At 44.2% G+C, this 25138-nt stretch carries 23 protein-coding genes; all 23 read left to right on the plus strand.

The genetic code is table 11. The features are described 5' to 3' along the window. The first annotated feature begins 4 nt into the window (after positions 1–4). Positions 5–3949 carry a glycosyltransferase gene (locus LGT40_RS12740; protein ID WP_226073111.1) on the plus strand — a complete coding sequence of 1315 codons (3945 nt, stop codon included), beginning with the start codon at positions 5–7 and terminating at the stop codon, positions 3947–3949. 156 nt (positions 3950–4105) lie between these two features. Then, on the plus strand, positions 4106–4942 hold the full coding sequence (locus LGT40_RS12745) for a flagellin N-terminal helical domain-containing protein (protein WP_226073113.1): 837 nt from the start codon (positions 4106–4108) through the stop codon (positions 4940–4942). Positions 4943–5128: 186 nt separating this feature from the next. Further along, positions 5129–5962 carry a flagellin N-terminal helical domain-containing protein gene (locus LGT40_RS12750; protein WP_226073122.1) on the plus strand — a complete coding sequence of 278 codons (834 nt, stop codon included), beginning with the start codon at positions 5129–5131 and terminating at the stop codon, positions 5960–5962. A 69-nt stretch (positions 5963–6031) separates the two neighbouring features. Then, positions 6032–6433, plus strand: coding sequence for a flagellar protein FlaG (locus tag LGT40_RS12755; protein ID WP_226073124.1), 402 nt, complete (start codon positions 6032–6034; stop codon positions 6431–6433). A 47-nt stretch (positions 6434–6480) separates the two neighbouring features. After that, positions 6481–7845, plus strand: coding sequence for a flagellar filament capping protein FliD (fliD, locus tag LGT40_RS12760; protein ID WP_226073134.1), 1365 nt, complete (start codon positions 6481–6483; stop codon positions 7843–7845). 29 nt (positions 7846–7874) lie between these two features. Next, the gene (fliS, locus tag LGT40_RS12765; protein WP_226073136.1) at positions 7875–8264 is read left to right on the plus strand and encodes a flagellar export chaperone FliS; all 390 of its coding nucleotides are present in this window, start codon (positions 7875–7877) and stop codon (positions 8262–8264) included. A 6-nt stretch (positions 8265–8270) separates the two neighbouring features. After that, positions 8271–8588 (plus strand): flagellar protein FliT, encoded by a 318-nt coding sequence (locus tag LGT40_RS12770; protein WP_226073145.1) that lies wholly within the window; start codon positions 8271–8273, stop codon positions 8586–8588. 139 nt (positions 8589–8727) lie between these two features. Continuing rightward, positions 8728–10215: a sigma-54 dependent transcriptional regulator gene (locus tag LGT40_RS12775; RefSeq protein WP_226073147.1), complete on the plus strand. Its 1488-nt coding sequence runs from the start codon at positions 8728–8730 to the stop codon at positions 10213–10215. A gap of 126 nt (positions 10216–10341) precedes the next feature. After that, positions 10342–11526: a sensor histidine kinase gene (locus tag LGT40_RS12780; RefSeq protein ID WP_226073149.1), complete on the plus strand. Its 1185-nt coding sequence runs from the start codon at positions 10342–10344 to the stop codon at positions 11524–11526. Continuing rightward, positions 11523–12908, plus strand: a complete 1386-nt coding sequence (locus LGT40_RS12785) for a sigma-54-dependent transcriptional regulator (protein WP_226073151.1) — start codon at positions 11523–11525, stop codon at positions 12906–12908. Before LGT40_RS12780 ends, LGT40_RS12785 begins: the two co-directional genes overlap by 4 nt. 44 nt (positions 12909–12952) lie before the next feature. Next, entirely contained in the window at positions 12953–13285 is a 333-nt protein-coding gene (gene fliE, locus LGT40_RS12790) for a flagellar hook-basal body complex protein FliE (protein ID WP_226073153.1), read from the plus strand. A 29-nt stretch (positions 13286–13314) separates the two neighbouring features. After that, positions 13315–15006: a flagellar basal-body MS-ring/collar protein FliF gene (gene fliF, locus LGT40_RS12795; protein ID WP_226073155.1), complete on the plus strand. Its 1692-nt coding sequence runs from the start codon at positions 13315–13317 to the stop codon at positions 15004–15006. After that, positions 15006–16019 carry a flagellar motor switch protein FliG gene (gene fliG, locus LGT40_RS12800; RefSeq protein ID WP_226073157.1) on the plus strand — a complete coding sequence of 338 codons (1014 nt, stop codon included), beginning with the start codon at positions 15006–15008 and terminating at the stop codon, positions 16017–16019. The genes fliF and fliG overlap by 1 nt, the downstream gene beginning before the upstream one ends. Next, positions 16006–16692 (plus strand): flagellar assembly protein FliH, encoded by a 687-nt coding sequence (locus LGT40_RS12805; protein ID WP_226073159.1) that lies wholly within the window; start codon positions 16006–16008, stop codon positions 16690–16692. The genes fliG and LGT40_RS12805 overlap by 14 nt, the downstream gene beginning before the upstream one ends. Beyond that, positions 16679–18097 carry a flagellar protein export ATPase FliI gene (fliI, locus tag LGT40_RS12810; protein WP_285229310.1) on the plus strand — a complete coding sequence of 473 codons (1419 nt, stop codon included), beginning with the start codon at positions 16679–16681 and terminating at the stop codon, positions 18095–18097. Before LGT40_RS12805 ends, fliI begins: the two co-directional genes overlap by 14 nt. A gap of 37 nt (positions 18098–18134) precedes the next feature. Continuing rightward, positions 18135–18578 (plus strand): flagellar export protein FliJ, encoded by a 444-nt coding sequence (fliJ, locus tag LGT40_RS12815; protein WP_226073161.1) that lies wholly within the window; start codon positions 18135–18137, stop codon positions 18576–18578. Positions 18579–18715: 137 nt separating this feature from the next. After that, positions 18716–19033 (plus strand): STAS domain-containing protein, encoded by a 318-nt coding sequence (locus LGT40_RS12820; RefSeq protein ID WP_226073170.1) that lies wholly within the window; start codon positions 18716–18718, stop codon positions 19031–19033. Between the two features lies 1 nt (position 19034). Then, positions 19035–19397 (plus strand): response regulator, encoded by a 363-nt coding sequence (locus tag LGT40_RS12825; protein WP_226073172.1) that lies wholly within the window; start codon positions 19035–19037, stop codon positions 19395–19397. 10 nt (positions 19398–19407) lie between these two features. After that, positions 19408–21288, plus strand: a complete 1881-nt coding sequence (locus tag LGT40_RS12830; protein WP_226073174.1) for a chemotaxis protein CheA — start codon at positions 19408–19410, stop codon at positions 21286–21288. 1 nt (position 21289) lies between these two features. Next, the gene (locus tag LGT40_RS12835; RefSeq protein ID WP_226073176.1) at positions 21290–21748 is read left to right on the plus strand and encodes a chemotaxis protein CheW; all 459 of its coding nucleotides are present in this window, start codon (positions 21290–21292) and stop codon (positions 21746–21748) included. A gap of 3 nt (positions 21749–21751) precedes the next feature. Then, a complete protein-coding gene (locus tag LGT40_RS12840) occupies positions 21752–22468 on the plus strand; it encodes a ParA family protein (RefSeq protein WP_226073178.1) in 717 nt (238 codons plus the stop codon). Beyond that, the gene (locus tag LGT40_RS12845; protein WP_226073180.1) at positions 22468–23826 is read left to right on the plus strand and encodes a globin domain-containing protein; all 1359 of its coding nucleotides are present in this window, start codon (positions 22468–22470) and stop codon (positions 23824–23826) included. The genes LGT40_RS12840 and LGT40_RS12845 overlap by 1 nt, the downstream gene beginning before the upstream one ends. 84 nt (positions 23827–23910) lie before the next feature. Then, positions 23911–25104 carry a flagellar hook-length control protein FliK gene (locus tag LGT40_RS12850; RefSeq protein ID WP_226073182.1) on the plus strand — a complete coding sequence of 398 codons (1194 nt, stop codon included), beginning with the start codon at positions 23911–23913 and terminating at the stop codon, positions 25102–25104. The last annotated feature ends 34 nt before the right edge of the window (positions 25105–25138 follow it).

Genomic DNA, 25138 nt, shown 5'->3' on the forward strand with positions numbered 1-25138 from the left:
AAATATGTCAGTGCCCTTGGTTTCAGTTTGTATCATCACCTATCAACACAAAGATTATATAAAGCAATGTCTTGATGGGGTGCTGTCTCAAAAAACCGATTTTCCCTTTGAGATTTTGATAGGTGAAGATGGTTCTGTCGATGGTACCCGCGAAATATGTGAAGCCTATGCAGAACGATATCCCGACATCATTCGGTTATTTTGCTGGGATAGAAATACTGATCGTTCCCAATTTTCCGGTGGCCCGGGTCGATACAATATTATTCATACCTTGCAGCAAGTGAAGTCACCTTACATCGCATTGTGTGAAGGGGATGATTATTGGACAGATGAGTATAAGCTGCAACATCAAGTGACTTTTTTGCAATCTCATGCTGATTATTCGATGAGTTTCCATGAGGTCAATGTGGATGAAAACGGGCATCTATCTCCGGATAACCTGACAAAAAAGCAAGGTGAGGATTTCTCTATAGACGATTTGGCGCGAGGTAATTTTATTCATACTCCGTCTGTGGTTTATCGAAATGTATTTCCAACCGAGTTTCCTGCTTTTTTTCTTACCTCTCCAGTTTTGGATTACGTATTGCACCTCTACGTAGCACAGAAAGGGAAAATCAAATATTTTGCCAAACCAATGGCGACCTACCGTATTCATAGCGAGAGTTATTGGTCGTCCAGAACGCAACGTTCCCGATCTATTCTTTGGCTCAAAGTATTAAGTCCCCTGGTGGAGTTCTTTTCAGACAATACCGATGTAGTAGGCAACCTCAAGCAACAGGCATTCGATATTGGTTCAAACTTGATCGCCAGCCAGACTCATCCTCTAAGCCAAGAAGAATTAAAAACGGTTCTAACCAATTTAGTGTCAATTGATCCGGCCTATTTTTTCAAGCTGCATTTGCACAACTGGAAGGATATGTCGCTGGAACAATTGATAAAGCTGTTTCAGACTAACTTGCAACATACCGATTTAGGTGTGCAAACCCTCGTTAAAGCCATTGTAAATAAGAACCTCAATTGGCTGACCAGTCATCAGTTAAAAGACACTTTTGTACTAAGCGCTGTACAACTGGTACTGAATGAGCTGGAAAAAGATGCATCGTTTAGTTTATTGGCCAACAGTCATCAAGAAGCTTCGATTCGTGATTGTCTGCAACTATTAACCCCTGTTTCGTTAAATGAAATGACAGATTCTGCACTCCAGCTGAAGTTGTTATTACGACAAATGTGGGAAGGAAAACGTTACGAATTCTGGATTAATAATCATGCCTTGATGGAAATTGATGCTCAAATCCATGCTGAAAGAATGATGCAGTGGAGCAATAAACCGACGTTTCATTTATATATGTTCGTCTTTAAAGAAGAACAAAATTTATTGGCCGATACTTTGGCATCATTAGGGCAGCAGTTTTATCAAAATTGGAAGCTGACCGTGATTGCTGATTCTCCATCACCGGATGCCATGTTTGAAGAGCTGGATGTGTTGGAATGGCTGACGTTGCCGAATGAAGTAGAGCCGTATGATTTTCTCAACTCCACTATGTCTGCATCTACTGCCGAATGGTTGGGTTTTATTCCAGCAGGAACCTGTTTTGAACCTCAGATATGGTTGCAATTTGGTGACTATATAAATCTGTCCAGCGATAAAGCAGCCTTTTATTGTGATGACGACATAATCAGTAGTTCCGGAAAACGCAGCAAGCCTCGTTTTAAACCGGACTTTAATCTGGATCTTCTACGCTCTCAGGATTACATTGGACCCATCCTGTGTAAACGGACACTTTTCGAAGCTGTCGGTGGATTTGATAAGGTGCCGGGTCATGAGAATATGAGCTTGGCTTTCAAGATTTTTGAACGGGTTGGAGCTGACGGCATCGGTCATATCGCCGATATCCTGATGCATTTGCCTGAGACAAGTTTGTCGTTGTATAGCACGCGGATGAGTCAACAAGCCGTTCAGCAACATTTGATTCGTCAGCAGGTGCCTGCCGTAGCAGAGGAGGGCCTAGTAGACAATGCGGTGCGCGTTGTTTATCAATGGCCGACCACGCCTAAGGTATCCATCATTATTCCCACCAAAGACAAGCTGGAATTTTTACGACCATGCGTGGAAGCAGCGCTATACCGGAATAATTATCCAAATGTTGAAGTGATTGTCGTTAATAATCTAAGTGAAGAAGTCGACACACTGGCTTATTTTGATGAGTTAAAAGAAAGACCGGGTATCGATTTGGTGGTAATCGATTATCCGAAGCCGTTCAACTATGCTGCCATCAGTAATCTTGCTGCCCAACAAGCTAAAGGCGAGTATCTGCTTTTTCTGAATAACGATACTGAAGCCTTACATCCTGAATGGCTTGAGCGAATGATGTCTCACGCTCAAAGACCGGAAGTTGGTGTGGTAGGCGCCAGATTGGTTTATCCCGAAACGGGTATGTTGCAGCATGCCGGTGTCATTATGGGAATGACTTATGTTGCGGATCATCATTTCATGGATGATCTGAATATTCGTGAACCAGGCTATATGAATCGTGCTCAGTTGGATCAAAATTTCTCGGCCGTAACGGGAGCATGTTTACTTATTCGAAAATCTTTATACGAAGATGTCGGAGGCATGAATGAGATAGATCTGGCTGTGCTTTATAACGATGTCGATTTATGTCTGAAAGTACGTGAAACAAATCATCTAGTGGTTTGGACGCCTTATGCCGTTTTGGTTCATCATGGAAGCGTCAGCCAAAAATCGGAGTATCTCAAGCCGGCAGTAATTGAAAATTCGCGAAACAGAGCGAAGACTGAAAACCGCTATATGCTCAAAACCTGGATGAAATATATTGCCAACGATCCTGCAAGTAATCGTCATTTAAGTCTGGCATATCGTGATTTAAGAATTGAATCTGAAATACCCACAAATTGGGATACAAATTTTCATGATCGACCCCGAGTGTTAGGGCTACCTCTCAAAGGGGGAAGTGGTCAATATCGGGTTATCCAACCATTTTCTGCACTCAGTCTGGCCGGCATTGCACAATGTGAGTATTACCTGTTTAATCAAAATACGACTCGACCTATTCTGATTTCTGAATATGCACGTGTTGCGCCGGATGCGGTAGTTTTTCAAGCGGCAATCAATGACATTCAGTTATTTCAGCTCGAACAATTGCATGATTTTCTGCCCGATATTCTGCGTGTCTATACCATTGATGACTTATTAACGAATGTTCCTGAACAGAGTCCTGCACATAAAGAGCTAAAGCGTCATTTTTACGACGTTAAAACCCGTTTGCGCAAAGCATTACAATTCAGTAATCGACTGATCGTTTCAACACAGCCATTGGCGGACCTTTGTAGCGATATGATTGATGATATTCGTATCATACCGAATCGATTACCCAAAGATCCCTGGTTGTCACTATCAAGCTTACAAAACCAGGGACAAAAGCCTCGAGTTGGCTGGGCCGGGGCTCAGCAACATCAAGGTGACTTAGCGATAATGATTGACATCGTTAAAGCGACAGCGGATGAGGTGGACTGGGTTTTTATGGGGATGTGCCCTGATGAAATCAAACCCTATGTTCATGAATATCATCATTTTGTGCCTATGAACGAATATCCGGCAAAACTTGCCAGTTTGAATCTTGACTTAGCTGTTGCGCCATTAGAAATTCATCCATTCAACGAATCTAAAAGCAATTTGAGGTTGCTTGAGTATGGTGTGCTTGGCTGGCCGGTGATTTGTACCGATATCTATCCCTATCAGACGAATAATCCTCCGGTTATCAGAGTAAAAAATGAGGTAGATGAATGGGTGGCGGCAATCCGGCAAATATTGGCCGATAAAGCGGCATTGGCCCATGCCGGCACAGCATTAAAGTCCTGGGTTCTTGAGCATTACATGCTTGAGGACCATCTGGATGAATGGCTTGAGGCTTTAGTTCACAATTCGTAAAAACGTAAAGGGCCTTCTGGCCCTTTATTTTTATAGGGTTACGCCTACTGCATTGAAAAAATAAAGATTATTGGCACGAACACTGCTTAGTTGATCGTATACCTGTTCGGAAAGCCGGCAGGTTCTGAATAAAATCGCTCAATTAGGGAGAGTGTTATGGCACTAATCGTCAACAGTAATCTGGCTTCTTTGAATGCTCAGCGTAATCTGAGTACTTCACAGAATGATCTGAATACATCTTTACAGCGGTTATCATCCGGCCTGCGTGTCAATAGCGCCAAAGATGATGCTGCAGGCCTGTTTGTAGCCCAACAACTGACTCGTGATATACGCGGAACCAACCAAGCGGTGAGAAATGCTGCTGATGGTATTTCACTTGGCCAAACTGCCGAAGGGGCTTTAGGTCAAGTTGCTAACAATTTACAGCGAATTCGTGAAATCGCCATTCAGGCATCAAATGCCACTGTAGGTGACCGTACCGGCTTGCAAAAAGAAGTTGATCAGTTGACTCAGGAGATCTCGCGTATTGTTCAAACAACTGAGTTCAGTGGAACCAAATTGTTAAGTGGTGCAACTTCTCTCGTATTCCAGGTTGGTGCCAGCGGCTCTACTAATAACCAAGTTGTTTTAGATACGGTGAATATCACCGGCATTGGCGGTTATGCATTGAATCTGACGGCAACCGGTACCATTAATGTCAGTGATGCGGCAAATGCTTCAGCAGCTCTGTCCGGTTTGTCCCTGGACATCGATACCGTCAACCAGACTCGTGCAACGTATGGTGCATTGCAGAATCGTTTTGAAGCGGTAATTTCAAATTTACAAAATTATGCCGAAAATTTGACAGCTGCTCGTAGTCGCATTGAAGATGCTGACTTTGCTGCTGAAACCGCGAGATTGACGCGTGCCCAGATCTTGCAGCAGGCCGGCACATCAATCCTGGCTCAGGCAAACAGTTTGCCACAGAGTGCCTTAACGTTATTGCAGGGTTAATCATGATTCGCTCAAAACTTTCGGAATGACGGCGCATTGCCGCTTTCCGATTTTTTTGAAAAAAAGATTAAAGAAAAATAATCGCAGGTCGCTAAACATTCCGGAGGCGGTAAATACTGGGTTTTCCACAGTCTGTCCGCCATGTTTAGTGGGGCAAAATGCCCTTAAAAGCCTAGGAGAATTCTCATGGCGGTTATTGTTAACTCGAATCTTGCATCTTTAAATGCACAGCGTAATCTTGAATCATCACAAAGCAGCTTGAATCAATCACTGCAACGCCTATCATCTGGTCTGCGTATCAACAGCGCAAAAGACGATGCGGCCGGTCTGTTCATCGCTGAACAGTTGACTCGTGATATCCGTGGTACAAACCAAGCGGTTCGTAATGCATCGGATGGTATTTCACTTGGTCAAACCGCTGAGGGTGCATTGGGTGAAATCGGCAACAACTTGCAACGTATCCGTGAATTGGCCGTACAATCAGCCAACGCCACGACAGGTAACCGTGAAGGTATTCAGGCCGAGGTTGACCAGTTAACTCAAGAAATTTCACGCATTATTCAAACAACCGAATTTGCTGGAAACGCTCTGTTAAGTGCAGCTAACTCTTTAACTTTCCAAGTAGGTGCGAGCGGTGCGGCTTCCAACCAGTTATCCATTTCGACTGTAAGCTTAACTGGTATCGCAGGTTATGCGGCAAGTTTATCAGCAACCGATACGATCGACGTAAGTGATGCTGCAAATGCTTCAGCAGCGCTTTCTGCCTTAAGTGATGCGTTGGATACCGTTAACCAATCTCGTGCAACATACGGTGCGCTGCAAAATCGTTTTGAAGCGGTTATCTCAAACCTGCAAAACTATGCAGAAAACTTGACTGCTGCACGTAGCCGGATCCAAGATGCTGACTTTGCTGCCGAAACTGCTAATCTGACTCGTTCACAAATTTTACAGCAGGCGGGCACTTCAATTCTGGCGCAGGCGAATACCTTGCCTCAGACAGCACTTTCATTACTCGGATAAGTTACCGGGGGGGCTCTTCCCGGCAAATAGCCGGGAAAAGCTTACCCGATATTCTTGGAGGATGAAGGAATGACTACCAACGATTTCACAGTGAAACCTGATTCGTTGTCATTACCAAATTCTGGCAATATTCAGCAGGGCAGTAATGTTCCTGCTGAAGTTGTTTCAGGGCTTGCTACAACACAACGAGTCAATTCAATGTCTCAGCCGAATATGCTCTCCAAACAACTGGAAGCAACGGAGGAGCAGTTAGCAGCGATTGAAGAGCGTGTCGTTGAGCTAAATAGCTACATGCAGAACTTGAATCGCTCTTTACAATTTTCAGTAGATGAGCAAAGTGGTGATACTGTTATTAAGGTGATTGATTCTGAAACAGATGAACTCATCAGACAGATTCCTGCAGAAGAATTACTGGTACTTCGAAGTTCATTGGAGGAGTATCGAGGTATGTTATTGGAAATGAGGGTTTGATTGGCTTGTAAATTGCTTAAATTTGCAAACTAATCGGGAGCAATACAATGGCTACAATACAAGCACCAGGAATTGGTTCAGGCTTAGATGTAAATGATATTGTCACTAAGTTAATGGAGATTGAGCGTCAGCCGATCGAAAGCTTAACGACCAAAAAATCATTTATTAATGCCCAAATCAGTGCCTATGGTTCATTGAAAAGCAAAGTTGCTGATTTTCAAACTGCCATGGATAACCTGAGCTCACCAGAAAAGTTTCAAGTTTATCAAGGCTCAAGTGGTGACGAATCGGTTTTCACCACCTCTGTTACAAGTAATGCTGTCGCAGGTAATTACAATATTGAAGTAGTGAGTCTGGCCGAAAGAGACAAAATTGCCACTAAAGGCTACACCGATTCCAATACGGCTGTGGGTGAGGGCACGCTGAATATCAGTATCGGTTCAGAAAGTTTTGAGCTGACTATCGATAGCAGCAACAATACACTTGCTGGTATTCGCGATGCGATCAATAACTCGGCCGATAACACCGGCGTTTCTGCCACTATCGTTACCGGAGATGATGGCGCTCGCTTAGTATTATCTTCCGAAGAAACCGGAGTTGATAATGCACTGCGGATAAACGTAACAGACAGTGATGGTAATAACACTGATGAAACCGGTTTATCTGCTCTAGCATACAATCCAGAAGGTGGTGTGGAATTTCGTGCGGCTATTTCTACAGCCCAAAATGCTCAAATTCGCGTGGATGGTTTTAATGTCACCAGTAACACCAATACGATTACCGGTGCTATTGATGGCGTTACCATAAATGCCGCTTCAATGGGTTCTTCCACATTGAATGTTACCCGAGATGATGAACAAATTCTGGAATCTGTTGAAGCATTTGCGACGGCTTTTAACGCGCTACGATCAGAAATTAACAAGCAACGTGACGGTCAACTTGAAGCAGACAGTACGTTGCTGACTTTGGAACGGCAGATATTTGATGTATTAAATGCCGGAAGTTCAATTGAAGGTTCTTCGTTTAGCTATTTGATTGAGGCGGGTGTTTCAATTGATAAAAACGGTGTCATGGCCGTTGATTCTGACCGTATCACAGATATTATGAATACGGATTTTGATTCTTTTACCAGCTTATTTGCCTCCGAGAATGGTGGTTTTGCCGCGAAATTATCTACATTAGCCGATGGTTGGCTTAATGATAATGGCTTAATTGACTCCCGCGAAGATGGTTTAAAAACTCAAGTTGAAGGAATTGATGACCAAATATTGCGGTTGGAAGATCGAATGATTTCCGTTGAAGAACGAATAAGAGCACAATTTACGGCATTAGATACATTAGTCAGTAGTTTGAATAACACGTCTAACTTTTTAACACAGCAACTGGCTTCATTGAATAATAGTAATAATTAATACAGAGCGAACTTAGGATGATGCAAAACATGATCAATAAAAAAGCGCTGGAAGGTTATGGTCGGGGCGCCGTAGAGTCCGAGGTAAATTTTGCCTCGCCGCATCGCATTATTCAGATGTTAATGGAAGGTGCCTTATCAAAGATTGCGACCGCAAAAGGCTGTATTGCTCGAAATGATATTGCAGAAAAAAGTCGGCAAATTACCTGGGGAATGAATATTATTCAGGGATTACGTGCCAGTCTTGACGCCCAAAAAGGTGGAGAAGTGGCGGCTAATCTTGATTCGCTTTATGAATATATGGGGCGACGTTTATTAGAAGCCAATGTGACCAATGATGTTGTTATTCTGGATGAGGTGAGTAGCTTACTAATGGAAGTTAAAGCAGGTTGGGATAATATTCCGGCTGAGTATCACTGATTTTCTATGTCTCATTCAGACAATAAACTTAAAATGCTGCAACAGACGCATCAGTTAACCCAAACGATGCTCAATCTGGCGAAGCAAGAAAAGTGGGAAGCGATTGAACCGCTTAATCAACAACGGCAGGTTTTATTGCAAGCGATATTTCCCATCGCTGATAGTCTTGACGAGATGGAGACCATCTCAAGCGTTTTACGCTCGCTCATTGATACAAATCAAGAGCTGATTGCGCATTGCCAAGAGGGAAAGCAATCCCTGCAGCTGCAAATGCGCCAAGCAAAATTCACACAAAAAGCGGTAACTGCTTATCATTCCAATTAGTTAGCGCACACTTATCTCAAAAAGTTCCCAAAACGGGTGTCATTTTTTTGACAACACACATTAAAGTCCTTAACTTGAATTAGCAATCCCTACAGTAAAACCGACAGGTTCAGGAGTGATCTTGTCTTCAGGAGCAGTTATGAATGTGTGTAATATCTTGGTGATAGATATTGAGCCTCAACGCCGAGAGACACTTTCCACGCTAATAGCGTTTGTAAATTGTCACGCCGTCGTCGTGACAGACATGGAAAGTTGGTTTGATAACATTTCTGATTTAGATGATATCGCAATGGCCCTGGTGGGTGATTGTGGTGGTGTGAACCAGACGAAACAACTCCTTAGAGAATTGGTCAACCACGAAGCAAGAATTCCTGTATTTACTCTGGGTTATCCTGAAAATGGTATGAGTGAATTTCCCGGCGCACTTGGTTCGCTGAGTTATCCAGTCAAATATCCCCAGCTCAATAATGCTTTGCAACAAGCTTCTGTTTATAAAAATCAAGCTGAAAATACACTAGAGACGGAACCTTTGTTTCGTTCCCTGGTGGGCAATAGTGCAAAGATGAAGCTCGTGCAGAAAATGATTCAACAGGTGTCAGATTCTGAAGCGAATGTCTTGGTATTGGGTGAGTCCGGAACGGGTAAAGAGGTAGTTGCCCGTAACCTGCATTACTTTTCCTCCCGTCGTGAAAAACCCTTTGTGCCGGTAAATTGTGGTGCAATCCCAGGTGAATTGCTAGAAAGTGAGTTGTTTGGACATGAGAAAGGGGCTTTTACCGGGGCAATAACGGCTCGTAAAGGTCGCTTTGAAATGGCCGAGGGTGGCACACTGTTTCTTGATGAAATTGGCGACATGCCCATGCCTATGCAGGTTAAGCTGCTCAGAGTTTTACAGGAAAGAACCTTTGAACGGGTTGGCAGTAATAAAACCCAAAAAGCCAACGTCAGAGTGATCGCGGCAACCCACCGTAATCTTGAAACCCATATTGGTGATGGTCGTTTCCGAGAGGATTTATTTTACAGACTCAATGTGTTTCCGATTGAGATGCCAGCATTACGTGAACGACCGGAAGATATTCCATTACTCATACACGAGCTGACACAACGTATCGAGCACGAGAATCGTGGAGCAGTCAGATTTACTCCTGCAGCAATTGCTTCTTTATGTCGCTATAGCTGGCCTGGAAATGTTCGGGAATTGGCGAATGTGGTTGAGCGTTTGGTCATATTGTATCCCTATGGCACGGTAGATTTTGACGATCTACCAGAAAAATACCAAATTGAAGGTGAGCCATTGGCGGATATCGTTACTGAGGCTATTTCAGCCCGAACCGAGTCCGCTACTGCTTTAAAAGTCACTGCACTGAATCAGTCGTCACAACCAGGTAAAAACGTTAACAGCCATAATTCCACTAACGATATGCTGATACAAATGGACAGCATACCTGAGGATGGCCTGGACTTAAGAGAGCATTTGGCCAATCTGGAATATTTACTCATCAAACAAGCACTGGATGAAGCGGCTGGCGTGGTGGCACATGCTGCAAGCAGATTAAAAATGCGTCGGACTACGCTGGTGGAAAAGATGCGTAAATATGGTATTCAACGAGATGTGGAAATTAATTAGTTTCAGCGCCTGAATTTTGACTCAAAAATAAATAAAATTAAAATAACCTGTTGATTTTAAATATATAAAAAACAGGGCATGTATTTTGCTATGACACTAATGAAAACACATTAGTGGAGCAAAAAAATGAACCTGAAATGGCCTGAGATAACCCTTCAGAGCGAAAGCCTTGCGTTAAAGCCAGCTCCGCCATTAAAGCGGACAGTAAAAGCAAAAGCTGAAAATTCTCCGGTATGGATCCCACCCGTTAGTCCAAAAAAGCTGCCGACTTCTGAGAGCCGAATTGCTGACCGGCTAAGCAGCTTGCTTGCGGTTATTCCCGGTGGTGTTGTGGTCATTGATGGTTCTGGACTGGTTCAGGATTGCAATCAAGTTGCCATTAATCTGCTGGGCGAGCCACTGACCGGTCAGCGCTGGGTTGATGTCATCAAACGGGCGTTTAAACCTCGGGAAGATGATGGTCATGATGTCTCGCTGGCGGATGGGCGTCTGGTGCATATATCAACCAGTCCGTTAGATAAAGAACCTGGTCAGATTATATTACTTCAGGAAGTCACTGAAACTCGCCAACTACAACGTAAGGTGGCGCATTTGCAACGGCTATCAGCCATGGGAGAAATGGCAGCGCGCCTTGCTCATCAAATTCGTACCCCTTTATCCTCTGCCACATTGTATCTGGCTCCACTACTCAAGCCTGAGACAGAACAAACCACCCAATTGAAATTTGCTCGTCGTTTACATGAAAGTCTGAGTCATATGGAGCAATTGGTTCGCAACATGCTGGCTTTTTCCAGAGGCGACATGAATAGCACTGCCCCTGTCAGTGTCAACGCGTTAATTGACGAGTTGGTCCAACAATTTATCTCCCAGCCGGAAAGCGAATCACTGAATGTACAGGTCATTAATCTGGTTAATGATGGCTATGTTTACGGCTGCCAGCCAGCATTAGTCAGTGCATTGAATAATCTACTGAATAATGCCCGTCAAGCTTGCGGTGAGTCAGGGAAAATTACGATTCATGCTGACTATGCTGAGGAAGATCAGCAGCAGTTTATCGAAATAAGTGTAGAAGATAACGGTGTTGGTATTGCTGAAGTCGATTACGACAAGATCTTGCAGCCCTTTTATACCACCCGATCGGCCGGAACAGGACTGGGGCTCGCGGTTGTACAGTCAGTTGCTCGAGCACATAAAGGCATGTTGTGGCTGGATAGTGAACAAGGCGTTGGCAGTACTTTTTGTTTGCGCCTACCCGTTTATCGACCAGTGAATATGGCAAAAGAAACAATGCAAACAGGAGCGCATGTATGACTCAATCAATGATTATGGTGGTAGAAGATGATGCCAACTTACGCATTGCGTTGTGTGACACCTTAGAGTTAGCTGGATACAAAGTCACCGCAACGGATCACGGTCAGAAAGCCCTCGACAAGCTGGCTAATGAACCGATTGGATTATTGCTCAGTGATTTACAGATGCAACCAATGGATGGGCATACCTTATTGAAAAAAGCACGAGCAATGTTGCCTTCTTTACCCGTTGTGTTGATGACAGCTTATGGTTCAGTACAAAGTGCTGTAGAAGCCATGCATGAAGGGGCTTGTGACTACTTAATGAAACCTTTTGAAGCGGATGATTTATTACAACGAGTACAGCGATATGTCCGTATGTTACCTGTCAGTGATGATATGGTTGCTGCCGCAAAATCATCTGTTGATTTACAGGCATTAGCACGACGAGTTGCTGATACCGATGCAACGGTTTTGATTAATGGGGAGAGTGGTACCGGTAAAGAAGTACTGGCAAGATTTATTCACCGCCATTCACCCCGTAAAGATGGACCCTTTGTGGCGATTAACTGTGCGGCCATACCAGAGTCAATGCTGGAAGCCACTTTATTTGGCTATGAAAAAGGTGCTTTCACTGGTGCTGCACAAGCCTATGCGGGTAAGTTTGAACAGGCTAACCAGGGAACCATATTGCTGGATGAGATAACCGAAATGGATATTTCCTTACAGGCAAAATTACTACGCGTACTTCAAGAGCGTGAAGTGGAACGTCTGGGTGGCAGAAAAACTTTGTCGTTGGATGTCCGCGTACTGGCAACTACGAACCGCACGTTACGAGATGAAGTAAAAGCCGGTCGCTTCAGAGAAGATTTATTTTATCGTTTGAACGTTTTCCCACTGCAATTACTGCCGCTACGGGAAAGACCAGAGGATATTGTGCCATTAGCCCGGCAGTTGCTAGAAAGGCATTGCCAGCATAGTGGCCGGGTAGCGCCACATTTTGATAGCGAGGCACAACTCAAATTGGCTCAACATAGCTGGCGTGGCAATGTCCGAGAATTGGACAATGTGATTCAGCGAGCGTTAATTTTGCAAAGCGGCTCGCTGATCAAGGCGGAAGATCTGGCTTATGAAGCCACAACTGCAACACCATCAAATGATGCTCCGGCTCAATCGTCACAGATTCCGTTACAGCATGACAGTATCGTGGCGGATGATAATAGCGATGACCTGCGTAGTCATGAACAGCGTCATATTCTCGACGTACTTGCCAAACATCGTGGTAGTCGCCGAGAAACAGCAAAAGAATTAGGGATCAGTGAGCGTACCTTACGTTACAAAATCTCACGGTTTAGGGAACAGGGTGTGGCTATCCCCGGAAAATTTGGCAAGAAGTCTGCATAACCCAATCCAGCATTCATTAAGTTATAAAAAGCGAGAAAGAACTCATGATAAAAGCTATTGATCCTAACCAGTTGCTGACACAAATGCGGGCAATGCAAACCCAGGCAAATCAGTCTATGCCTTTACCTGCAGAGCAAACCCAGCCCAGCGGCCGAGTAGACTTTGCAGATTTAATGAAAAATGCAGTTGATAAAGTGAATGAAACACAACAAACCGCAGGTCAATTACGCACCGCTTTTGAATTGGGCGATCCTAATGTGAATTTAACGGATGTCATGATTGCCTCGCAAAAATCCAGTGTGGCCTTTGATGCAACTATTCAGGTGCGCAACAAGCTGATTGAGGCATATCAAGAAGTCATGAGAATGTCGATTTAATGGTGTTGATTTAACTGAAGAGCCTGAATATGGAAAATGCACCAGCTACAAAAGCAAATACATTTGCTGCCAATACACCTCTGGCAGTAATGCAGAATAATATCTCGCGTCAACCGATTACCAAGCAGATCATGTTTCTATTGGCAATTGCCGCCAGTATTGCCGTGGGCGGGTATGTTTTTATGTGGTCTCAGACACCTTCATATCAGGTGTTGTTTTCAGGTATGGAAGCGCAGGAGTCTTCAGAAGTAGCTACCGTGCTGCAACAAATGCAGATCGACTATAAATTGGATCCAACGACCGGAGCCTTATTAGTTCCTGCATCAGAAGTTCAAGGTTTACGTTTACGTCTGGCGGCTGAGGGTTTACCGCGCAGCTCTGCCCAAGGCATGGAAATTTTAAGTCAGGAACAAGGTTTTGGTACCAGCCAGTTTATCGAACAGGCTCGTTATCAGCGGGCGATGGAGCAGGAGCTTGCTCGTTCAGTAGCAGAATTACAAAATGTTCGTAGCGCTCGCGTTCATCTGGCTATCCCAAAACAATCTGTATTTGTTCGTGAACGTAAGCCACCAACAGCTTCCGTCGTTTTAAATATGTATACTGGACGAACGTTGGAACGGGAGCATATTGCTGCAATCACCCACATGGTCGCAGCCAGTATCCCGAATATGAAAAGCAGTGATGTAACGGTTGTAGATCAGCGGGGTAATTTGCTCAGTCAGCCTGAACGCAGTACTAGCATGGCGTTAAGTGATACGCAGTTAGAATTCACCCAAAAGCTTGAACAGTTATATATCAGCCGTATTGAAGATATTCTGACTCCCATTGTGGGCATGAATGGCGTACGTGCTCAAGTTGTAGCAGACGTTGATTTCACTGTGACTGAACAGACCCAAGAGAGTTACAACCCCGATTTGGCTGCACTACGGAGCGAACAATTAGCAGAAGAAGAGCGTGTAGGTGCTTTGGGCCCCATGGGTGTACCTGGTGCTCTAACCAACCAGCCCCCTGGCGGTGGCGTCGCGCCGGAGGAAGCGGTTCAGGAAAATGTTGATGAAGACGGTGAAGTCGTAACGAATACGGTTACACCGGGTTCAACTAGCAAACGCACTACGCGTAATTTTGAATTGGATCGAACTATCAGTCACAGTCGTCTGGCACCTGGCAATATTAAAAAGTTAAGTGTCGCCGTACTGGTTGATGAACCGACCACGACTGATGCAGAAGGAAATATTGTCTCCACACCAATGAGTGATGCTCAAATGGCCCGGATTAATACGCTGGTGATGGATGCTATTGGTTTTAATATGGCTCGCGGTGACAGTTTAAATGTGGTGAGTGCACCCTTTGTGACACCTGTTGAAGCAGAACCGCTGCCTGCTATTCCTTTATGGGAGCAGCCATGGGTATGGGAAGTAGGTAAGCAGGTATTGGGTGCTCTGGTCGTTTTATTTCTGATTTTTGGTTTGATTCGGCCGGCCTTCAGAGATTTGAATAAATCACCTGAAAAACAGATAGCCAATCAATCGGCGGAAAATGGCGAAGGCATGTCGGCAGAGCAGGTTTTGGCGGCAAGTAGTAAAAATGGAGAGGATATTGCTAAACTGACGACTGGTTCTGAGCGCGTTGAACAGCATTTGACTAATATCCGTAGCTTAGTACAGCAGGACCCTGCGCTTGTTGCGCAAGTGGTAAAAAACTGGGCAGCGAGTGATGCATAATGGCCGAACAACCCCGTAAGTTAACTGGTACAGAAAAAGCTGCTGTATTTCTCCGCTCGATAGGGGAAGAGGAAGCTGCTCAGGTACTCAAGCATATGGGACCGAAAGAAGTCCAGAAAATTGGTCAAGCCATGGCAACTTTAACCAATGTCACCCGCGTTGAAGTTGAAACTGTGTTGGACAATTTTGTTACTACCGTGGAGCAAGAGACTGGGCTGGGCATAGGTTCTCATGACTATGTTCGAAAAATGCTGGTTGGAGCTCTGGGTGAAGAGCGTGCCGGGGGCTTACTCGACAGGATTCTTTCGGGTGGCAACACCAATGGACTTGAGCAATTAAAGTGGATGGATGCACGCGCTATCTATGAAGTCATCCGCTTGGAACATCCGCAAATTGTTGCGATTGTCTGCTCTTTTTTAGATTCGGATCAGGCTGCACAAGTACTGGGTATGTTCCCGGAACGTGATCAAGCGGCAATATTACTTCGAGTTGCGACATTAGATGGTGTACAACCTGCGGCCTTGAGTGAATTAAATGAAATTCTGGAAAAACAATTTAGTGGCAATGCTGGGGGCCAAACGGCGACGGTTGGTGGGCCTAAAACCGCAGCAGATATTCTGAATTTTGTTGAGGGAAGTCGCGAAGCTGCCATCATGGAAAAAATTAAAGAGGCAGAGCCCGATTTGGGACAGAATATTGAAGATTTGATGTTTGTCTTCGATAACTTGATTGATGTAGATGATCGTGGCATGCAAACGTTGATGCGTGAAATTCAAACGGATCAGTTACAACTGGCGCTCAAAGGTGCCGACGAAAATCTGAAAGAGAAATTTCTTAAAAATATGTCACAGCGTGCGGCAGAAATGTTACGTGATGATCTCGAAGCTATGGGGCCGGTTCGTGTCAGTGACGTTGAGGCGGCACAAAAATCCATACTGGCTACCGCACGGATGCTGTCTGAAAAAGGGGATATTGCATTAGGAAGCGGTGGTGGCGGTGATGACTTCATCTGATGATCTTTACACCACTGAGCATGCAAATGTTTTATCTGCCGAAGAGCTCGCTAATGCGTATGAACGTTGGGAAATTCCTCGTGTAGTATCTGTTTCAGATGTTGAAGCGGAGCAAACGAATCCGCTCACTGTTGAAGCGTTAGAAGCCGTTCAGCAAGCTGCTCAGGAGGAGGGGTTTAAGCTGGGGTATGATGAAGGTTATCAGCAAGGCCATGAGGCAGGCTTAAAGGCTGGTGAAGCCGATATCCTGCATCAGGCACAACAATGGAAGTCTTTGATCGAGAGTCTCAATAACCCGCTTAAAAAAGTCGATACCATTGTCGAAAATGACTTGCTGTCGATGGTCAGTCTGCTCGTTCGTCAGATGATTTACCAGGAAATCCAACAACGTCCCGAACTGATCTTAACGGCCATCCGTGAAGCGCTTGCGGTGTTGCCGGTCAGCGATCGGCAATTAAAAGTGTATCTTAACCCTGAAGACATGGAGCTGGTCAAAAATGGCTTGAAACTGGATGAGAATACCGGCTGGCAATGGTATGAAGATCCACTGGTCAGTCGTGGTGGAGCTAAGCTGGTGACCGCCGATACCACAATTGATGCGACTGTCGAAACCCGGCTCAACAATCTGATTTCCAGATTGCTGAATCAAGAAAACCACTATGAATCCAGCTGAATTATTTAATCCTTCATTGCCGTTACAGCAACGTATGCAGCAGCATCTGGAGCGTTTAGCGGCAGACAGTGAGACACCCATTACTATTGAAGGTCGTCTCACTCGAATGGTGGGGTTAACATTGGAAGCTGTCGGGTTTCAGGCATCCATTGGCAGTCGCTGTGAAATCTATGCACCGGGACGAGAACCGGTGGAAGCCGAAGTTGTGGGTTTTCACGACGAAACACTTTATCTGATGCCCACCGGCAATATCCGCGGCCTGGTACCAAATGCACGGGTAAGACCCATTCGCAGTGATTCCCAGGTACCTGTAGGTGATGCTTTATTAGGCCGTATTGTTGATGGGGCAGGTAAACCACTGGATGGTCGTGGTCCTCTAAAAGTAAAAGATAAAGTCCCACTTCACGGGAAAATAGTTAATCCATTATCACGGGCCCCGGTCAGACAGCACCTGGATGTTGGAGTGCGTGCTATCAACGCTCTTATGACTGTAGGCCGTGGCCAACGGATGGGGTTGTTTGCCGGCAGTGGTGTGGGTAAAAGTGTTTTGTTGGGCATGATGACGCGTTTTACTGAGGCCGATGTTATCGTCGTCGGTCTCATCGGTGAACGTGGTCGTGAAGTTAAAGAGTTTATTGAGGATATATTGGGTGAAGAGGGGTTAAAGCGTGCCGTCGTAGTGGCTTCCCCTGCTGACCATTCTCCATTGATGCGACTGCATGGGGCGATGTTAGCGACCAGCATTGCTGAGTATTTCCGCGATCAGGGTAAGCAGGTTCTGTTATTAATGGATTCGCTGACACGATTTGCTCAGGCACAGCGTGAAATTGCGCTGGCAGTTGGTGAGCCACCGGCTACCAAAGGTTATCCTCCCTCCGTTTTTTCTTTATTACCGCAGCTTGTTGAACGGGCGGGAAGCGGTGAAGTCGGTGGTGGAGCTATCACAGCAATTTATACCGTACTTACTGAAGGCGATGATCAGCAGGATCCTGTGGCTGATGCTGCTCGTGCAATACTTGATGGACATATTGTCTTATCACGCCAGTTAGCCGAAGCCGGTCATTATCCTGCTATTGATGTGGAAGCTTCTATCAGCCGTGTTATGCCACAGGTGGTGGATGCCAAACACTTGCAGCTCGCTCAACAGTTCAAACAGATTTACTCTACCTACCGCCAAAATCAGGATCTGATTACCATTGGTGCATATCAAGCTGGTAGTGATCGTCACATTGATGAAGCGATAAATCGATACCCTGCATTATCAGCCATGTTGAAACAAGACATGCATGTGGCGCATGATTGGAACAGTAGTGTTCAGGCATTGCAGAAACTGGCTTTTGGTCAAATGAATAATCCGCAGCAATTAAACGGACAACTGATGACGGCTGAGTCACGTAAATTCTGATTTCAATCGGCGCAGCAATGATGGGTGAAAAATTGATATGACACGGGCCACCAAATTGATTCCAGTCATTGAAATGGCAAGTCGTGAGACGGATAAGGCCATGCAAAGTCTGGTTCATGCCAATAGCGTGCTTGAGCAGGAAAGAAATCAGTTGAATGATTTACTGCGTTACCGTGAAGAATATTTGCAACAATTTCGTCAGGGTAATGCTATGCAAATGAGTGCCCGTAAGGCCATTGATTTAAGATCATTTCTCGCGCAATTAGATAATGCGATAAGAATGCAGCAGAAACACGTCGAGCAGTGTTTTATGCAGACTCAAAAACAACAACAGCTATGGTTACAGGCCAGAAACAAACAACAGTCGATCGAATCCCTCAAACAACGCTATCAAAAAGAAGCCGAACAGCGGCAGTATAAACAGGAGCAGCGGCTTGCTGATGAGCATACCGCGATGCTCTGGTCTCGTAAGCACAAATAAACACTGGCATAGTCTCTGCATTGTTCCATGAAAGCGGACAATATCTGTGTAACAAATGATTTTAAATCGTTTAAAACGCATTGATTTTGTTAGGGGCCGGTATTTGGCGGCAAAAAATCGTTATTTAAAACAATTTTATGAAGACTAAAACCGTAACATTGGATTGTGGACAGCACTTGGGCATTGCTCAGCTTGAAATGTGGTATGTGCAATGTTTAAAAATATTGCTGACAGGAGACAGGGTGCTGATTGACGTTAGCCGTATACAAAAGATTGATATGGCCGCCTTACAGTTACTTTATCAATTTCATATCGAGGCACAACAATATGGTGTCGAGCTAATCTGGTCAGTGATGAGTGAACGTTTTCAGGATAGCATCAACCTCTCTGGATTATCTTTTACGATAAATGAGCAACAGACATCATCAGGCTTAACGGCAATGGAGAACAATTAAAATGGCCAGGATTTTAGTGGTAGATGATTCGCCTTCATTGAGACAAATGCTACAAATAACATTACAGAATTCAGGTCATGATGTGGTTTGTGCAGAAGATGGTAAACAGGGCTGTGAAATCGTATCAGAACAACAGTTTGATTTAATTCTATCGGATTTTAATATGCCACAGCTGTCGGGACCGGAATTCATTTCATTGTTACGAGAACTGCCTCATTATCGTTTTACGCCAGTATTATTGGTGACTACTGAAACTGATGAAGATAAAAAGTTAATTGGACGTAATGCAGGTGCGAGTGGCTGGCTAAAAAAACCAATTGATCCTGATCAGCTGGTTGCAACGGTTAATGCTTTACTGAATTAATTTCTCACCGATGAATCCGTCATTATTCTCTGCTGCAACAGCTGCCTTTCATGAAGAAACATTGGAGGCGCTGAGAGCTATAGAATCCTGGGTATTAATATCATCTCAGGACTTTGTAGCTGGAAAAAACCAGCAGCAAGAAACGCGCAGGCAATTACACTCACTAAAAGGGACTGCCACCAGTTTTGGTTATGAACCCATTTCACAAATATGCCATGCGATTGAGGGTGTTTTACAAGCGGACAGCCAACTTGCACCGCAACAAAGTGACGCTATATTAACTGCGTTAGATTATTGTCGTCAGCTTAGTAGTGATGAATTAACGCCAGCACAAAGTGTTGAGAGACTGACTTCATGTCTGGCTAAACTTAACCAGTATCGTCAAACTGGCATTGAGCCAGTTATCCCCCCACAGGTGAGCGGATCGGTTTGGCAAATTGAATTTACACCGCATCAGCAGTTCTTTGAAAATGGTCATGATCCGTTGCGGATCTTAAGAGCTTTACGTGAGTTTGGGCCGATTAAAGTGGCTGTTTTTACCGAAAAATTGCCGGATTTTGCCGATTTTGATCCGTTCCAATGTTACTTGCGTTGGCAAATTACCTTGAAGGCAGAGCTGGATTACAATGCTTTGGCCGCTCAGTTTGAATGGGTAAAGCATGTTTGTGATTTAAATATAGAAGTATTGGCTTCATCGCAGCCTGAGAGGTTAGCCCGTTCTTCACGATATAAATTGTCAGAAACCCATATAAACGCATTACTCACGATTTCGCAAAACTTACAGTCACAACTGCAACAAACAGTTCCGCTTATAAATCAATTAGAACCCACAGATAACATTCGACTTTCGCGACGTTATCAAGCGATGAAGCGACAGCAGCAACTGTTACAGCAACAACTGCTTCACATCACCATGCGACCTTTGGCTGATGCCTTTGCCAGACTACCCAGAATGGCTTTTGATGTGGCTCAAAAAACGCAGAAGCTTGTCCAGTTACATATGCATATTTCACCAATTGAATTAGATAGTCTGATCATTCATTCATTGATGGATCCGCTGACACATTTGCTACGAAACGCAGTAGTGCATGGCATAGAAACACCAGAACAGCGGCAACTTGCCGGTAAAGCTTCAAAAGGACAAATCCATATTTCAGCAGAACAAGTCGACGAACAGTTATTAATTCGCTTTAGTGATGATGGGCGCGGATTAGCCGAGCAGCAGATTCTGACAAAGGCGAAGCAACTTGGCATCAATACTGGGGATATTGTTAATAACCGGCAACTGAATGAATGGATTTTTCAATCGGGTTTTTCGACCGCTTCCGCTGTGGATGATCTCTCTGGACGCGGTGTTGGACTGGACGTGGTGAAACAGCACATCACCGATTTGGGTGGTAATATTGAGCTGGTATCTACTCGAGGCAAAGGGTGTTGTTTTACCTTTTATATCCCCATTCAACAATCTTTAGTTGATAGTCAAATAGTGCAAATAGACCATCAAAAGCTAGTCTTACCATTACTCAATATACTCGATAGTTATCCTTTGGAATCTAACCGACAAATATGGCAACGTGGTAAACAATGGTTTATTACTGATGATAATCGGCAGGTTCCGTTAGTGAACCTCCGTAAATTTTTGCAGCTAGCGCCAGACAATAATGATATTAATTCTGCTTTTATTATTTTATTGAATACAGAAAATACGCTGTTTGCGGTGCTGGTGGATAGTCTGGCAGAACAAGCGCAGTTATTGATTAAATCATTGCAACCGCATTATCGTCATATAAATGGCATTAAAGGAGTCGCGCTTTTACCTGAAGGCCACTTAGCCTTATTGCTTGATCCGAGTAAATTGTTAGAGTATTTCCACACATTAGGCGGTCATTGAAATGTCTTCCGAATGGTGTTCTGATCAAGATGTTTATCAATTAATCATGGTTGATGAACAGCAATATGCATTACCCGTTGACAATATTATCCGTATTGCAGCATTGGAAAATGTTTTGCCATTACCTGAAACTCCTGCCTGGTTACCCGGTGTGGTGCATATTCGCAATGCAATCGTCCCGGTTATTAATCTAAACCAACTGCTCAACGTAAGCCCTAAAACTCGTCAAAATCCCTATCCTTTAGTCGTTTTGCTGCAGCATTCACTGAATGTTAATCGCTGGTTGGCTCTGTGTGTCAACGAGTTTACCGAATTACTTCACAAAGAGGATGCCGCCGAAATGGCAACAACCTCACCCGATCATCCTTGTTTCAAGGCGGTTGTTAATCACCTTATGCAAAAAATTTACTTGCCTGATATTGATGCATTATTTGAACAGCTGACCAAAGGACCAGATTGAGCGATGGCAAAACAGGGAGCCAAGCGGATTATTGCTGTAATGAATCAGACACATGATGTGGGGAAAACGACCATTACAGCAAATTTAGGGATAACCTTGGCAGAGATGGGATATCGAGTGTTAATGCTGGACTTGGATCCCCAAGCTGATTTGAGTCGACAATTTAAGGTACCCGAAAACCAAAACGGTATGGAGCAAATACTAATCCATGCGAGTTCGATAGATGAAGTTATATTGCCCTTAACAGAACATTTATCATTAATATCGTCAGGACCCAATCTTGCTATTTACGAACAACAGCGTCCCAATATCAAGCTGGGGATCCAGTTGAAGCAATTACTGACTTCGACAACTCTATTAGATGTCGATATTATTCTAATGGATTGTGCTGCGCTTTCGGGGTTGTTAGGCACAAATGCCGTATTAGCTGCTACCGATATGTTAATTCCGGTTTCAGCGGAACACGGGACATTACGTGGAATGATAAAAATGTTACCGGTACTGCAACGAGTATCCAAATTGAGGAATGATTCATTACGATTATGGCTATGTTTAAATAAATTACCGGATGGCAGTGATTTTGCTTATCAGTTTGGTAATTTGTTAACGCAGTATTTTCCTAAGCGAGTATTAAAAACAGTGATATACGATAGCGAGTCTGCTAATCCTGCTGATTACCTATCTTTAGCAAACGATTTGCTGATGGGAAGAGTGAACTGATGGCTGAAAATGCACTCAGAAATAATGCTTTAAACACGGGGCTGGACGAGCATGACATTACCCTGGTTGAGCACAACTTCGCTGCGTTGATCCAGTTTAGCGAGGCATTGGCTGAGCGTTTTTACCAGCGCTTATTTGCTGAATACCCAGAGCTGAGCCCTTTATTCAAATCCGTCACAATTGAAGGTCAGCATAAAAAACTGCTGGCCTCGATGGTATTGCTTATTCAGCATTTACATGATTCGGAAATGATAACGGATTATCTGCAAGGGCTTGGGGTAAGACACCAGCAATACGGTGTTGAGGCCGCACATTATGAGATGTTCATTGAGAACTGGTTAGCAGTGCTAGGCGAATTTGCTGATCAAACCTGGGATAATCAATTACAGCAGGCCTGGCGAAATGTTCTGGAATACGTCGCTGAATTAATGCAAACGCCTGTTAACACGGTGAATGAGTCGAAACCGGTTTACCAGTCAAACCATACAAACCATTCTTCTGCACCGGAGTATGCGCTCACTGAGTTAGCGGTTGCACAAACTGCCACGCCTATGCTGATACTGGATTTGAATCTGGTCGTTTGTTATCTGAATGCCGCAGCCGAAAGTCTGTTAAATCAACATCAAAATAATCTCCAACAGTTATCCTCCAAACTCAGCATTGACCGGCTTATTGGTACTTCATTACATGATTTTGCTGAAAAAGTCCCCTTTCCAATAAGCTGGTTTGAGGATTTTGATCAATTGCCCAGAAGTATGGATTTACACAATGCTGTCATTGATTTGAGACTCACTATTTCTGTCCTATATAAAAATGACGTTGCACAGGGCTTTTTGCTTGAATGCTATCCTCAATTACCAGTTCAGGACGATCATGCTGGTTTACTCACTGCCTCACAATTCACCGACTCCAGTCAATTACCTCGCAGTTTGTTATCAGGTCTGGAGAAAGCGTTGCATGAGATTCAGATGCAAAACAGCCATTTAAGCGCCATGTTGCAAGAAATCGATGAGGCCGTGTTTGAAACAAGTTTATTGGCGTTAAACTGCACTGTTGAAGCTGCAAAACTGGGTGATGAGGCAAGACAAATGCGTGATTTTGCAATGGAAATCCGTGTATTAAACCGACAGCTAAGTCAATTACTTCAACCCTTGAAAGTGCAGTCTGGGCAGCAACAACAACAGCTGAATAAAACGATTGCGCTTACACATCAGTTGGAAACGGAACTAGGCCAACAGGCAATTGCAAAAGAGAACCAAAACCGACAAGCAATTCAACATATAAGTGATCAATTGTCCGTGCAAACCCAGGCTTTAACGCAATTAATCGGAACGCTTAACAAAAACTCGCTTACATGAAATCTCAAGGTTGGCACATCCATTGCTATTTAAGTCTCAGACCAGCGCTATTCATGCTGACAAACAGAGCTTAAGGAAACAATAATGCCGCAACAGCTAATCCTCCCTTCAATGAACGTTGCTACCAATACTGCTGATAAAGCGATTAAATCCAAGGTAAATAGCAACGATAATGAGGTGTTTGCGTCTGAATTAGATCGCCGGGTGAATGAAGCACAAAGCTCGGAAAAAGAGAAAGCATCAAAAACGGATGCTAAAACTGACACGAAACAGACAGAAAAAACGGATAAAGCGGAAAATACTGAAACAGAGGACGGCAAAAAGTTGCCGTCAGAATCCACTGATAAAACGACAGAAAAATCAGATACAGATCCGGATTCTTCAGAAGCCAAAGAGGGAGAAGACGTTAACTTAATAGTATTGATGTCAGACAGTCCGACCATTAAAACCAGCGCTGAAAAGAAAACGTCCGATGTAGTGAATGTGAGTAATGTGGTGCCTCAGTCCGTTTTAGTGGATAGCAGTAAATCCAGTAAGGTGGAAAATACAGCTAATTCAATTCGTGCCGACATACTCCAAGCCATTCAAAAACAAAGTGGTGAAGGGGAGATCGTGGTCAATGAAAAGTTGAAGTCGATGATGGAGAATGTCGGAAAAATGCCACAGCCGAGCAATATGGTGAGCGCAGAAATTATAGCTTCAATGCGGCAACTGGATGTGCCTGGTGAACGAAGTTCAACCGCAAAGTTAACAAATCCTTTGGTTTTTTCAACGACTTTAGGCACATCAGCCACCCCAGTAGTCGGGGCGACTAGTTCAGCAACGCCGGCATTATCTCTGGATATCCAGCCGCAACTCAATAATTCTGCCTGGTCAAAAGTAATGAGTAGTCGGGTGGTATGGATGGCTCGCGAGGGCGTTCAACAGGCCGAGCTTAGATTGAATCCAGCGCATCTTGGACCTGTCGAAGTTAGATTAAGTATGCAAAACGATCAGACCAACGTCACTTTTATTGCATCAAATGCGGCGGCCCGTGATGCATTAGAACAAGCGTTACCAAGATTACGCGAGAGTTTTACTGAAAATGGACTGGCGCTTAATCATGCTGAAGTGAGTCATCAACAGCACTCCTCAAATGGCTCCGCTCAGGATGAACAATTAGCCGATGGTCATAATTCGGCTCAAGTTATCGTTGAAGTGGACGATATTGAGGATGAAGCAGCACAAATTTCAGCTGATTCAGCAAATAATAGTGTTGGTGTCAGTGTGTTTGCATGATAATAATAAAGATGAACTTAGAGTGGAGAAAGCG

Origin of the sequence: Methylophaga pinxianii (assembly GCF_020447225.1) — a bacterium.
In the GTDB taxonomy this organism is placed as follows: domain Bacteria; phylum Pseudomonadota; class Gammaproteobacteria; order Nitrosococcales; family Methylophagaceae; genus Methylophaga; species Methylophaga pinxianii.